This window comes from Streptomyces chisholmiae (assembly GCF_031845445.1).
GTDB classification, from domain to species: Bacteria; Actinomycetota; Actinomycetes; order Streptomycetales; family Streptomycetaceae; genus Streptomyces; species Streptomyces chisholmiae.
On record NZ_JAVREO010000005.1, the window covers coordinates 330,840 to 343,486 of the forward strand.

Sequence of the window (12,647 nt, forward strand, 5' to 3'; positions counted from 1 at the left end):
AGCGCGGTCCTCGGCGCTAGGGTCGCCTTCCGATCGCCGGAGGAGGAATCCCTTGACCTACTACGCGGACCTCTCCCCCTACACCCGCGCCCCCGACAGCGTGCCCGCCGGGGTCAGGGCGCTGAACGTGGGCTGGCTCTCCTGGACTAGGCGCTTCCCCCGCTACGGCCGGGGCCAGACGCCGCAGGATCACGACGCGTTCGTGGCCGCGCTGGCGCTGCTCTGCCGGGACGGGCGGCGGGCGGAGACCCGGCGTTTCCACCCCTGCGGTCTGGCCCACCGGATCGCGGAGCCACGGCGGCCGGTCCGGATCGAGGTGGCCGGGCGGTCGGTGCCGCTGGGCAACGCGGAGGTGGTCGCGGTGACGGCCGACGGCACCTGGCTGATCGCGCCGTCCCTGGTCCACCACTATGTGACCCGGCACCGCTACCGGCCGCCGGAGGAGTTCGTCAGGGCCGTGTTGGACGCCAGGGCCTCGGCCGGCGGGCCGGCGCCCGAGGCGGAGGTCAGGGCCGGCTTCCGGCGCTGAACGTCAGCTCGAAGACCGGGTGGTCGGCGGCCACCGCGCGCAGTTCGGCGTCCGTCGAGTCCCGGGTGACGCCCCGGAAGTAGGCGCCGACCTGCGGCTGCCACCGCTTGAGGTAGGCGCGGAGCAGCTCCGGCCGGGCCGCCTCGGCGACCTCGACGGCGGTGAAGGCGTTCTCCCGCCGGCCGAGCCGCAGCCGGCCCTCGCCGGCGGCCCGCAGGTTGTGCGTCCACTGCACGTGGCCGCGGGGGGCGACCAGGTAGTACCGGCCCTCGACCACCAGCAGGTTGACGGGGGCGCGCCGGTCCGTGCCGGACTTCCGCCCGCGCACCACGAGTTGCCGCGAGCCGCCGACCCCGAGGCCGAGCCGGTGCAGCGCGGAGACCAGCGGGTTCGCGAGCCGGCGGGCGACCCAGTCGGGACGCCGGACATAGGGCCGGGGGCGCCGGGGGGCGGGATCGGTGACGTTCTGCTGGGTGGACACGGGAACCTCCGGGTGGACCGAACCAGGAAATGTGAGCACTGCTCTGACTTGTGAGCAACAGTGACAGGAGGCGAGAGCAAAAGCAAGAGCACCGCTCTCTTTGATGGTCACCGATCCAATCTCTGGCAGACTGCACGCCATGACTGCCCCCCGCACCACCACCCTCCGCACGGCCCGCGAGCGGGCCCGTGCGGAGGTGACCCAGGCGATCAAGGAGGAGGCCTGCCGCCAACTGGCCGCCGAGGGCGCCAGCAAGCTCTCGCTGCGCGCCGTCGCCCGCGAGCTGGGCATGGTCTCCTCGGCGCTCTACCGCTACTTCCCCGGCCGGGACGACCTGCTGACCGCGCTGATCGTGGACGCCTACAACGCCCTGGGCGACGCCGTGGAGCAGGCGTTGGCCGCCGGCCACGACCGGGACCCGGTCGAACGCTGGACCGCCGTCTGCCACGCCGCCCGGGACTGGGCGGTGGCGCACCCCCACGAGTACGCCCTGATCTACGGCACCCCGGTGCCCGGCTACGCCGCCCCCGATGACACCTCAGGACCCGGCGTGCGGCTCCCCCTGGCCCTGGTCGCCGTCGCCACCGCCGCGCAACGGGCCGGCCGGCTGGGCCCGCCCGAGGGCGAGCCGGCGCCGCCCGAGGTGCTGGCCGACATCGCCCCGGTGATCCCCGAACACGCGCCCGAGCTGTCCGAGGCGTCCGTGGCCGCGCTGATCGGCGCCTGGGCCCAACTCCTCGGGCTGCTGAGCTTCGAGATCTTCGGCCAGTTCGGCGACGTCCTCCCGGCCCGCCGGGCCTTCTTCGCGCACACGGTCACCCGGCTGGCCCGGTCCGTCGGCCTGCGCCCCGCCCCGTCGGCGGGCGCCGACGGCGGAGCGGCGAGCCCCGCCGGCTGAGCCGGCCGGCCGACCGCACCCGGCCGCGCCCCGAGCCGACCGCGCCCGGCGGCCCGGTCAACCGGCGGCGGGCGCGACGGTGGCGTCGTCGGTGGCGGCGTCAGTGGCGGCGTCAGTGGCGGCGGGCGGGACCAGGACCAGGGCCAGCGGCACCGCGACCAGGCACACCGCGCTCAGCACCAACCACACCAGCGTGTAGCCGCCCAGCAGGTCCCGGGCGGCGGCCGCCGCGAAGGCCGCGACGCCGGCGCCCAGTTGGTGCGCCGCGGTGATCCAGCCGAAGACGACCGGCCCCTCGGCGCCGAACCGCTCGTTGGCCAGGGTGATCACCGGCGGCACGGTGGCCACGTCCACCAGGCCGTAGACCAGGGTGAACGCCAGCAGCTCAGGGCCGGCGCCGGCTGCCAACGCCTGCGGCAGCGCCAGCAGCGTCAACGCCCGCACCGTGAAGTAGCCGGCCAACAGGCGACGCGGGTCCAGCCGGTCCGTCAACCACCCGGAGGCCAGCGCCCCCAGCGCGGAGAAGACGCCGATCAGCGAGAGCATCGAGGCCGCCACCGTGGCCCCGAGACCGTGGTCGTGCGCGGCCGGCATCCAGTTGGACCACATGATCCCGTTGGTGGTGGCACCGCAGATCGCGTACATGCCGGCCAGCAGCCAGAACGGACCGGTGCGGGCGGCCCGGCCGAGCACCCGCACGCCCCGGGCCGCCGCGCCCCTGGCCGGCGGCGGCTTGGGGACCGGGACCCGGGCCCCGTAGGGCGCGACACCCCGGTCCGCCGGGTGGTCGCGCAGCGCCAACGTGACCAGCGCCGCGACCACCAGCCCGGCCAGCGCCAGCGTCACCACCGGTGGCCGCCAGCCGTACCGCTCCACCGCCGAGGCGAGCAGCGGCAGGAAGAGCAGCTGGCCCAGGTGGCTGGCCGCGCCGAGCCCGCCGGCCACCAACCCGCGCCGGCGGTGGAACCAGTGGGCGCTGACCGTCGCCGCGAAGGTCATGGTCAGGCTGCCGGTGCCGATGCCGACCAACACGCCCCAGTAGAGCGTCAGTTGCCAGGCAGCGGTCATCACCGAGGTGAGCAGCGCCCCGACGCTGACCAGCGAGAGTGCCACCAGCACCACGCGGCGGACCCCGAACCGGTCCATCGCCGCGGCGGCGAACGGCGCCGTCAGCCCGTAGAGCACCATGTTGACGGCGGTGGCCAGCGCGATCTGGCCGCGGTCCCAGCCGTACCCCTCGTGCAGCGGGGTCACCAGCAGGCCGGGCACGGTGGAGAAGGCACCGGCCGTCACGATGGCGACGGCGGCCACGGCGGCGATGCCCCAGGCCGGGTGCGGCCGGCGCCGGGAGCGGGCCACCGCGCGGCACGGCGGGCCCGAGCCCCTCCCGGGCTGGGCTGGCGGGGCGGGCGGCGCGCTCGGATCGCTCGTTCGGCAGGTCATGGCCCCAGCCTGGCGACCACGACCACCCGACCCCCAGTGGCCGGAAGGACCAACCGCGCAATAATCGGGCCATGACCGTTCCCTCCACCCCGCTGACGGCCGGCGGCGCCGCCGCGGCGCTCCCGGGCCGCCGGCACCGGGTCGTGGTGCTCGCCAGGCAACACCTGCTCAGCATCGAACTGGGCATCGTCCACCAGCTGTTCGGCCAGGCCAGAGCCGGTGGCTCGGTGACCGGCGAGCCGCTCTACGAGGTGCTGACCTGCGTGCCCGAGCCCGGCGACATCCCCACCGACGGCGACTTCACCATCGCCGTCCGGCGCGGCCCTGAGGCCCTCGCCGAGGCGGACACCGCGCTGGTGCTCTCCTCGCCGGAGGACTACGTCCAGGACCGGCCGACGCTGACCGCCCCACTGGCCCGCGCCCTGTCCCACCTGCGGCCGGGCACCCGGGTGGCGTCCATCTGCACCGGGGCCTTCGTGCTGGCCTCGGCGGGGTTGCTCGACGGACGCACGGCGACCACCCACTGGCGGCACTCCGACACCTTCGCCCGGCTCTTCCCCCGGGTCACCCTGGACCGCGACGTGCTCTACACCGACGGCGGCGACGTGCTGACCTCGGCCGGCTGCGCGGCCGGCCTGGACCTGTGCCTGCACATGATCCGCCGCGACCACGGCATGGCGGTGGCCAACGACGTGGCGCGCCGCACCGTGGTGCCGCCGCACCGGGAGGGCGGACAGACGCAGTACATCCGGGAGCCGGTGCCCCAGCCCGCGTCACCCGGCACGGCCACCGCCCGGGACTGGGCGCTGCGCCGGCTGGGCGAGCCGCTCACCCTGGCCATGCTGGCCGAGCGCGAGGCGATGAGCGTGCGCAACTTCACCCGCCGGTTCCGGGTCGAGGTGGGGATGTCGCCGATCACCTGGCTGACCCGACAACGGGTGCACTTCGCACGGGAGTTGCTGGAGGAGACCGAGCTGTCCGTGGACCGGGTGGCCGAGCGGACCGGCCTGGGCAGCGCCGCCAACCTGCGGCAGCACTTCCACGCGGCGCTCGGCGTCTCCCCCAGCGCCTATCGCGCCACCTTCCGGGGCCGGCCCTGAACGGCCGGGCCACGCCCCCGGCCGGGCTCAGCGCTGGCTGTCCAGGAAGGTCAGCACGGCCAGCACCCGCCGGTGGCCACCGTCGGTCGCCGGCAGGCCGAGCTTGGCGAAGATGTTCCCGATGTGCTTCTGCACGGCGTTGTCCGTGACCACCAGCCGCTCGCCGATCTCCTGGTTGGCCAGGCCCTGCGCCATCAGCGTCAGCACCTCCCGCTCCCTGGGGGTGAGGCGTTGGACCGGATCGGCCCGACCGCTCGCCAGCAGCTGGCTGACCACCTCCGGGTCCATCACGGTGCCGCCGTCGGCCACCCGACGCAGCGCGTCGAGGAACTCGCCGACCCGGCTCACCCGGTCCTTCAGCAGGTAGCCGACCCCACCGGTGCCGCTGGCCAACAGCTCCCGGGCGTAGACCTTCTCCACGTACTGGGAGAGCACCAGAATGGGCAGGCCCGGCTGGCGGGCGCGGAGTTCGAGCGCGGCCCGGATCCCCTCGTCGCGGAACGACGGCGGCAGCCGGACGTCGGCGAGCACCGCGTCGGGGCGCTGCTCCGCGACGGCGGCCAGCAGCCCGGGGGCGTCCGGCACCACGGCGGCCACCTCGACGCCCCGGGTCTCCAGAACCAGCTGGAGCCCGGCGGAGAGCAGCACGTTGTCCTCGGCGATCACGACCCGCACGGCAGCTCCACCCGCAGCACGGTCGGGCCGCCGACCGGACTGCGCACCTCCACCGTCCCGTCGAGCGCGGCCACCCGGCGGCGTATCCCGACCACCCCGGAGCCGCGCCCCTCGTCCACCCCGCCGCGGCCGTTGTCCTCGACGGTCACCCGCAGCCGATCCGCCGTCCGGGCCAGCCGGACCTCCGCCCGCTCGGCACCGCTGTGCTTGGCGACATTGGTGAGGCTCTCGGTGACCACGAAGTAGGCGGCGGCCTCCACCGCGGCCGGCACCCGGCCCAGCTCCGCCAGGTCGAGCCGGGTGGGCACCGGCGCCCCGGAGGCGACCGAGGCCAGGGCCCCCGCCAGGCCACGGTCGGCGAGGATCGGCGGGTACATCGAGCGGATCACCTGACGCAGCTCCACCATCGCCTCCTCGGCGCCCTCCTGAGCCTCCCTCAGCAGCCGGGCCAGGGCGCCCGAGTCGTCCGGCAGCTCCTCCCTGGCCACGCCGAGCCGCATGGCGATGGCGACCAGCCTGGCCTGCGCCCCGTCGTGCAGATCCCGCTCGATACGGCGCAGCTCGGCGCCGTGCGCGTCCACCACCCCGGCCCGGCTCTCGGTCAACTCGCCGACCCGCTCCGCGAGGCGCTCCTCGGCCGAGGGCGCGAGCGCGGCCAGGCAGTCCCGCGCCTGCCAGCGTATGAAGGGCGGCAGCACCCAGCGGGCGAGCGCGGCGAGCAGCGCGAACTGCACGGCGCCCAACAGCAGCGCCGAACCCCACCCCTCGGCCGGCAGCCCCAGCAGGCTGGCCTCTCCCTCCGGCAGCAGCGGCCAGAGCGGCACCACGACCGCCGTGCCGGCCAGGCCACCGAAGCAGAGCAGTCCGAGGAGCCCCAGTGGCAGGCCCGTGCCGACGAACCGCGGCACCCAGCGCAGCGCCCGGCGCACCGCCGGCTCCCGGGCCAACCAACGCCACTGCGCGGCCACCCCGCTCGGCAGGACGGCCCGCCGCGGCTCGACCGACTCCCCCAGGACCCGTGCCGCGCGCCGTCGGTGCAGCTCGGCCCATCGGCAGAGGCCGAGCACCAACCGGGGCAGCACCAGCAGGCCGAGGCCGCCGAGCACGACGCTGAGGAGGCCCACCAGCAACACCGGCAGCACCAGGATCGTGGCGATCGCCGAGGGCAGCCCCACCAACGCGTAACGGGCGTCCCGCCCCAGGATCTTCCCACGCACGGCCCCAGTCTGCGGCACCGGCGGCCCGCGCACAGTACAGCAGGCTGTAGTCTTCGCGGCCCCGCCAGCTGGTGTGGACCCGGGAGGCCCGCCCCCCGGGACCCACCCACCGGCCGCTGGTCAGCGGCCCGTCACCGGTCCGGTGTTGGGCCCGCCCGGCACCGGACACCGCGGCACGGACCCGCGGGGCACCACCTCACGCGGCACCGCCCCGCGCGGGCCCGACCCGGGGTCACGGCCCGCGCGGGCCCGGGTCACTCCCGGGTGAGGTGGAACAGCACCGCCTGCTCCGGGTGCACCGCCGGGATCTGCAGACCGACCCGCTCCAGCACACTGCCGCGCAGGCCGCCGGCCCCCTCCTCGGTGAGCCAGCGCGGGCGGCCCCGCCACAGGCCGGGGCTCTCCGTGCCGGGCGGCAGCACGTCCAGCCGGTAGCTGGCGTCCGGGTCCAGCCCGGGCAGCCGCACCCGCGCGTGCGGCGAGGTCTCCGGGGCACCGACGGCGACCAGCGCGAAGACCGCCTCCGCCTGGTCGCGGGCGACGACGCCGTGCACCCACAGCGCCGGGTCCTGGTGGTCGGCGCGGACCATCCGGCCGCCGTGCAGCAGGCCGCGCAGCCGCTTGTACTGCGCGACCCAGCCGGCCAGCTCGGCGCGTTCCTCGTCGGTGGCCCGGGTGATGTCCCACTCGATGCCGAAGTGGCCGAAGAGCGCGGTCCCGGCCCGGAAGGACAGGTCGTGGGTGCGCCCGGTGGTGTGCGAACGGGGCGAGCCGACGTGCGAGCCGACCAGCTCGGGCGGCAGCAGCGCCATCGTCCAGCGGTTGATCTGCTGCCGTTCCAGGGCGTCGATGCAGTCGCTGCCCCAGACCCGGTCGGTGTGCTCCAGGATGCCCAGGTCCACCCGGGCGCCGCCGCCTGAGCAGGACTCGATCTCCAGCCCCGGGTGGGCGGCCCGCAGCTGGTCCAGGAGCCGGTAGACGGCCAGCGTCTGGCCGCGCACGGCGGCGGCCCCGTCCGGCGAGTGGCCGGCGTCGCCCAGCTCGCGGTTGTGGTCCCACTTCAGGTAGCTGATGTCGTACTCGGTGAGCAGCGCGTCCAGCCGCTCGTGGACGTAGGCGTACGCCTCGGGGTGGGTGAGGTCGAGCACCTGCTGGCCGCGGAGTTCGCCGGGCAGCCGGCCGCCGGTGGCCAGGATCCACTCGGGGTGGGCCTCGGCCAGCCGGGAGTTGGGATTGATCATCTCCGGCTCGACCCACAGGCCGAACTCCATCCCCAGGCCCCGGACATGGTCGACCAGCGGGTGCAGCCCGTCCGGCCAGACCGTCTCGTCCACGTACCAGTCGCCGAGGCCGGCGCCGTCGTGGCGACGGCCGAGGAACCAGCCGTCGTCCAGGACGTAGCGCTCGACGCCGACCTCGGCACCCCGGTCGGCCAGCTCCTTGAGCTTGGTCAGGTCGTGGTCGAAGTAGACGGCCTCCCAGGTGTTGAGGACGACCGGCCTGGGCTTGGTCGGGTGGTGCGGCCGGGCCCGCAGCTGGTCGTGGAAGCGGGCGCTGAGGCCGTCGAAGCCGTGGTCGCTGTGGCTGGCGTAGAGCCAGGGGGAGGTGTAGTCGGCGCCCGGGATGAGGGTGATCTCGCCGGGCATCGGCAGTTCGCCGCCGCCGAAGACGGCCTGCCCGGTGGGCAGCCGGTCGGCCCACAGCCGGTGGTTGCCGCTCCAGGCCAGGTGCAGGGCCCAGATCTCGCCGTGCCGGAAGCCGAAGTCCCGGGTGCCGAGGGCGAGCAGCAGCGGGGCGTCGTGGCCCGGCCGGCCGCGGCGGGTCTCGCGCACCCAGGAGCCCACGTTGAACGGCTGCCGCTGCGGGGAGCGCTCGTGGGTCCAGCGGCCGGTGAGGTCGAACAGCTCGGTGGCCTCGGTGGGCACCGGCAGGGTCAGGCCCAGGCCGTCGAGGGTGTAGGGCTGCTCGTCGTGGTCGTTGCGCACGGTGGCGCGGGTGCGCAGCAGCCCGGAGTCGGTGAGTTCCAGGTCGATGGTGAGGCCGAGCGCGGCCACCCGGTCGCTGGCGACCACCCGGAGCGCCCGGGGCGCGCCGGCGGGCGCGGGGTGGACGGTGACGGTGGCGCCGGCCCGGTCGTTGAGCTCCACGGGGTCCGGCGCGTCGGCCGGCACGGTCAGTTCGGCCGAGTCGACGGTCAGCAGCGGCGACCAGTCGGTGCCGCCCGGGCGGTGGCCGAGCAGGCCCGGGTAGCCCTGCCAGCCGGCGCCGTGCTCGGCGAGCAGGCCGACGGCCGGCGGGATGTTCCAGTTGCCCGGGTGGTTGGGGTCGTCCGGGTTGCCGGGGGACGGCGGCAGCGCGGTGTGCGCGGCGAGTCCCGCCAGGCCGGCCTCCCCGAGCGGGCCGAGGTCGGAGCCCCAGTGCAGCACACGGGGAAGGCGGGGCCCTCCGAGATCAACGACCAGACTGACACCTGCGGCCCGCAGGTGTACGAGGGACGGGGGCTCAACTGGCGCCACGGGGGCGCACCTCCTTGGGTGGTAATGCTCGGCGGCCAACAGCGCGCACGCTGTTCGGTCATGAGCGAAAATGTTGTCGGTGGATTGACCTGTGTCAAGCGCGAACGGGAACGGCGTCTCCGTCGGGCCGCCACGCACCCCGTAGGCTGCCCGGATGAACGAGGACCAGCCCGCCCAGCCGACCGCCGGGGACGCGGCGGACGGCGGGGCCTCCCACGGGCGGCGGCCGGCCCGGGGCCCGGCCGGCCCCGACCCGACGGGCCGGATCGCGCCCCCGCTGGTGGGCGACGAACGCCAACTGCTGCGCGCGTACCTCGACTACCACCGGGCCACGCTCGCCTGGAAGTGCGAGGGCCTCACCGACGAGCAGCTCCGCCGTCGCTCCGCTCCCCCGTCGTCGCTCTCCCTGCTCGGCCTGGTGCGCCACCTCGCCGAGGTGGAACGGGCCTGGTTCCGCCGGACGATCAACCGCGAGGAGGTGCCGCTGGTCTGGTCGGACAGCGGCGACTTCCAGGTCGCCTACCAGGCGGAAGGGGCGACCCGCGCGACGGCGTTCGCCGCCTGGCGGGAGGAGGTGGCCGCGGCCCGCCGGATCGAGGAGGCGGCCCCCTCGCTGGACCTCACGGCGCCGCACGCCAGGACCGGCGAACCGGTGTCACTGCGGCTGGTGATGCTGCACCTGATCCACGAGTACGCCCGCCACAACGGGCACGCCGACCTGCTGCGCGAGGCGATCGACGGCAGCGTCGGGGCCTGACCCCGAGGCCCCGGCCTGACCCCGGCCCGGCCCCCGGGGTGACACCGGGGTAGCCGGGACGGCGCGGGCGCGGGGCTGGCCGGCGCGGCGGGGCTGGCCGGCGCGGCGGGGCTGGCCGGCGCGGCCGAAGGTGCGGCGCCCCGTCGGGATCGTCCGCTCACAGATCGTCCGGCAGGGTCCGATGGCTATCCTCGAACCCATGACCAGCATGGCGCCCACCAGCATCGAGCCCGACCTCTCCTACCTCCTCGACCACACGAGCCACGTGCTGCGCACCCGGATGGCCGCCGCGCTGGCCGAGCTGGGGCTGACCCCACGCATGCACTGCGTGTTGGTGCACGCGGCCGAGAAGGAGCGCACCCAGATCCAGCTCGCCGAGATCGGCGACATGGACAAGACGACCATGGTGGTCACCGTCGACGCGCTGGAGCAGGCGGGGCTGGCCGAGCGCCGCCCGTCGAGCACCGACCGCCGGGCGCGGATCATCGCGGTCACCGAGAAGGGCGCGGCGCTGGCGGAGCGTAGCCAGCGGGTCGCGGACCGGGTGCACCAGGAGGCGCTCAGCCGCCTCGCGCCGACCGAGGCGGCCGCGCTGATCGGCACGTTGAGCGCGCTGGCCACCAGCACGCTGCAGACCCCGAGCGAGAGCCCGCAGCCGACCCGCCGAGCCCGCCAGCGAGCCAGCTGAAACGATCCGACACATCCGAGACCGAAAGAGATAGTCCGCAACAGAACCATCTGTTAAGGTCTCTCCTGTCGCCCTCACCTGGGCGGCCCCGGCCGTCCCACCCGGGCGGCCCGGGTCTCGCGACGCGTTCGCGGCAGACAGGAGAGCCCGGTGTCCGCACCTCCCGCCCACCACGCCCCGCCTTCCCCCAGGGCCGGTCAGCCGGCCGCCCGGCGCCAGTTGGCGCTCGGGGTGCTGGCCGCCAGCACCCTGATGACGATCCTGGACGGCAGCGTGGTCACGGTCGCCATGCCCGCCATCCAGCACGACCTGGGCTTCTCGGCCGGCGGCCTGAGCTGGGTGGTCAACGCCTACCTGATCGCCTTCGGCAGCCTGCTGCTGCTCGCCGGCCGGCTGGGCGACCTGCTCGGACGGCGGTCGGTCTTCCTCACCGGCACCGCCGTCTTCACCGCCGCCTCGCTGCTGGCCGGCGCGGCCAACAGTCCGGCGCTGCTGGTCGCCGCCCGGGCCTTCCAGGGGGTGGGGGCCGCCCTCTCCGCCGCCGTCGGCCTCGGCATCCTGGTCACCCTCTTCCCCGAGCCCGCCGAACGGGCCCGCGCCATCGCGGTGTTCAGCTTCACCGGCGCCGCCGGCGCCTCGCTGGGGCAGGTGCTGGGCGGGATACTCACCGACGCCGTCAGCTGGCACTGGATCTTCCTCATCAACCTCCCGATCGGCCTGGCCACCCTCCTGCTGGCGCTCCGGGTGCTGCCCGCCGACCGCGGCTCCGGGCTGGCCGGCGGAGCCGACCTGCTGGGCGCGCTGCTGGTGACCGCCGGGCTGGTGGCCGGGATCTACGGGGTGGTCCGGGTGGAGGCCGTGGGCTGGACGGCGCCGAGCACGCTCGGCTGGAGCGCCCTGGCGGTGGCGCTGCTCGCCGGCTTCGTCCTCCGGCAGGCCCGCGCCGCCACCCCGTTGCTGCCGCTACGGGTGCTGCGCTCCCGTACCGTCGCTGGCGCCAACCTGGTGCAGCTGCTGATGGTCGCCGCGCTCTTCTCCTTCCAGGTGCTGTTCGCGCTCTACCTCCAGGAGGTGCTGGCGTACGGCGCGTTGGCCACCGGGCTGGCGATGCTGCCCGCGGCGTTCACCATCGGTGCGATCTCCCTCGGCGTCTCCGCCCGGCTCAGCGCCAGGTTCGGCCCGCGGCGGGTGCTGCTGGCCGGGTTGCTCCTGTTGATCGCCCTGCTCGCGCTGCTGGCCCGCATACCCACCGACGCCGACTACCTGACCCGGCTGCTGCCGCTGATGCTGCTGGCCGGCGGCTTCGGACTGGCCCTGCCAGCGCTCACCACGCTGGGCATGTCCGAGGCGAGCGAGCGGGACGCGGGGCTGGTCTCGGGCCTCTTCAACACCACCCAGCAGGTGGGGATGGCGCTGGGCGTCGCGGTCCTCGCCACGCTCGCGGCCACCAGGGCCGAGTCCGGGCTGGCCGCCGGGCTGGACCGGGCGGCGGCTCTGGCCGACGGCTACCGGTTGGCCTTCGCCGTCGGGGCCGGGCTGCTGACCGGCGCGTTCCTGCTGGCGCTCACCCTGCTGCGGCAGCAGACAAGTCGGCGCGGCCCACGCTGACCCCGCCGTCACCGACCGAGGCTCCCGCCCCGGTCACCTCGTTCCAGGCCCACCGCCACCCCGATCGCACGACCAGAGAGGACCGATCACCATGACCGGAACCACCAGCAAGCGCCCCACCGCCCCGGCCTCCGTCACCCCGCACGCCACCGACTCCGCCCCCGGTCCCGTTACCGACCCCGCCACCGAATCCGGCGCCGGCCCGGCGGGCGCGTCCACCGCCGTCGAGAAGCCGGGTCCCCGGCGGCTGACCGAGCCGGAGGTCGACGCGCTGCTCGGCGCCGGCCGGTTCGGCGTGCTGGCCAGCCTCCGCAGCTCGGGCGCCCCCCATCTCTCCACCGTGGCCTACCAGTGGCTGCCCGGGCGGCGGGAGCTGCTGGTCTCCAGCACCGCCGACCGGCTCAAGACCCGGCAGCTGCTCGCCGACGGCCGGGTGGCGCTGCACGTCTCGGGCCCCGACCCGTGGTCCTTCGCGGTCGCCGAGGGAGAGGCCGAGGTGCTCGGGCCCAGTCTTGCGGCCGGGGACGCGGCCGGCCGGGAGATCCTGGCCAGGACCGCCCAGGCCGAGGGCACCACCCCGGCCGGCGCGTCGCGGGCCGCGGCGCTGGCCGAGCTGGCCGCCGAGCGGCGGGTGCTGTTCGTGATCCGGGTCAGCCGGCGGTACGGCACCGCGCTGGACTTCGCCTGACCGCCCCGGATATCCGTGGAGGATCGCCCGGCCCCCGCGTAGGGTTC

At 75.4% G+C, this 12,647-nt stretch carries 12 protein-coding genes; 7 read left to right on the forward strand and 5 right to left on the reverse strand.

What is annotated here, in order from left to right; translation table 11 throughout:
* Window positions 1-52: 52 nt before the first annotated feature.
* Complete coding sequence (locus tag RM844_RS11100) at window positions 53-529, forward strand: DUF7919 family protein (protein ID WP_311666879.1); 477 nt, start codon at window positions 53-55, stop codon at window positions 527-529.
* On the opposite strand, the gene RM844_RS11105 is transcribed toward RM844_RS11100, so the two are convergent.
* Window positions 507-1,010, reverse strand: a complete 504-nt coding sequence (locus RM844_RS11105; protein ID WP_311666880.1) for a nitroreductase family deazaflavin-dependent oxidoreductase — start codon at window positions 1,008-1,010, stop codon at window positions 507-509. The two genes, RM844_RS11100 and RM844_RS11105, sit on opposite strands and share 23 nt — an antisense overlap.
* Before the next feature lie 139 nt (window positions 1,011-1,149).
* On the opposite strand from RM844_RS11105, the gene RM844_RS11110 reads away from it, so the two are divergent.
* Window positions 1,150-1,908 carry a TetR/AcrR family transcriptional regulator gene (locus RM844_RS11110; protein ID WP_311666881.1) on the forward strand — a complete coding sequence of 253 codons (759 nt, stop codon included), beginning with the start codon at window positions 1,150-1,152 and terminating at the stop codon, window positions 1,906-1,908.
* A 57-nt stretch (window positions 1,909-1,965) separates the two neighbouring features.
* On the opposite strand, the gene RM844_RS11115 is transcribed toward RM844_RS11110, so the two are convergent.
* Entirely contained in the window at window positions 1,966-3,351 is a 1,386-nt protein-coding gene (locus RM844_RS11115) for an MFS transporter (protein WP_394814479.1), read from the reverse strand.
* 71 nt (window positions 3,352-3,422) lie between these two features.
* Between RM844_RS11115 and RM844_RS11120 the strand changes: the two genes are divergently transcribed.
* On the forward strand, window positions 3,423-4,451 hold the full coding sequence (locus tag RM844_RS11120) for a GlxA family transcriptional regulator (RefSeq protein WP_311666882.1): 1,029 nt from the start codon (window positions 3,423-3,425) through the stop codon (window positions 4,449-4,451).
* Window positions 4,452-4,478: 27 nt separating this feature from the next.
* Here RM844_RS11120 and RM844_RS11125 read toward each other — a convergent pair whose 3' ends face one another.
* The 3 genes from RM844_RS11125 to RM844_RS11135 all read right to left on the reverse strand — a co-directional run bounded on the left by RM844_RS11125 (window position 4,479) and on the right by RM844_RS11135 (window position 8,769).
* Window positions 4,479-5,126: a response regulator transcription factor gene (locus RM844_RS11125; RefSeq protein ID WP_311666883.1), complete on the reverse strand. Its 648-nt coding sequence runs from the start codon at window positions 5,124-5,126 to the stop codon at window positions 4,479-4,481.
* Window positions 5,114-6,343, reverse strand: coding sequence for a sensor histidine kinase (locus RM844_RS11130; RefSeq protein WP_311666884.1), 1,230 nt, complete (start codon window positions 6,341-6,343; stop codon window positions 5,114-5,116). Before RM844_RS11130 ends, RM844_RS11125 begins: the two co-directional genes overlap by 13 nt.
* A gap of 254 nt (window positions 6,344-6,597) precedes the next feature.
* A complete protein-coding gene (locus RM844_RS11135; RefSeq protein ID WP_311666885.1) occupies window positions 6,598-8,769 on the reverse strand; it encodes an alpha-galactosidase in 2,172 nt (723 codons plus the stop codon).
* 244 nt (window positions 8,770-9,013) lie between these two features.
* Between RM844_RS11135 and RM844_RS11140 the strand changes: the two genes are divergently transcribed.
* From RM844_RS11140 to RM844_RS11155, 4 genes are all read left to right on the forward strand, one after another.
* Window positions 9,014-9,616 (forward strand): DinB family protein, encoded by a 603-nt coding sequence (locus RM844_RS11140; protein WP_311666886.1) that lies wholly within the window; start codon window positions 9,014-9,016, stop codon window positions 9,614-9,616.
* 199 nt (window positions 9,617-9,815) lie between these two features.
* A complete protein-coding gene (locus RM844_RS11145; RefSeq protein ID WP_311666887.1) occupies window positions 9,816-10,304 on the forward strand; it encodes a MarR family winged helix-turn-helix transcriptional regulator in 489 nt (162 codons plus the stop codon).
* Window positions 10,305-10,454: 150 nt separating this feature from the next.
* The gene (locus RM844_RS11150; RefSeq protein WP_311666888.1) at window positions 10,455-11,912 is read left to right on the forward strand and encodes a DHA2 family efflux MFS transporter permease subunit; all 1,458 of its coding nucleotides are present in this window, start codon (window positions 10,455-10,457) and stop codon (window positions 11,910-11,912) included.
* Window positions 11,913-12,003: 91 nt separating this feature from the next.
* The gene (locus RM844_RS11155) at window positions 12,004-12,600 is read left to right on the forward strand and encodes a pyridoxamine 5'-phosphate oxidase family protein (RefSeq protein ID WP_311666889.1); all 597 of its coding nucleotides are present in this window, start codon (window positions 12,004-12,006) and stop codon (window positions 12,598-12,600) included.
* The last annotated feature ends 47 nt before the right edge of the window (window positions 12,601-12,647 follow it).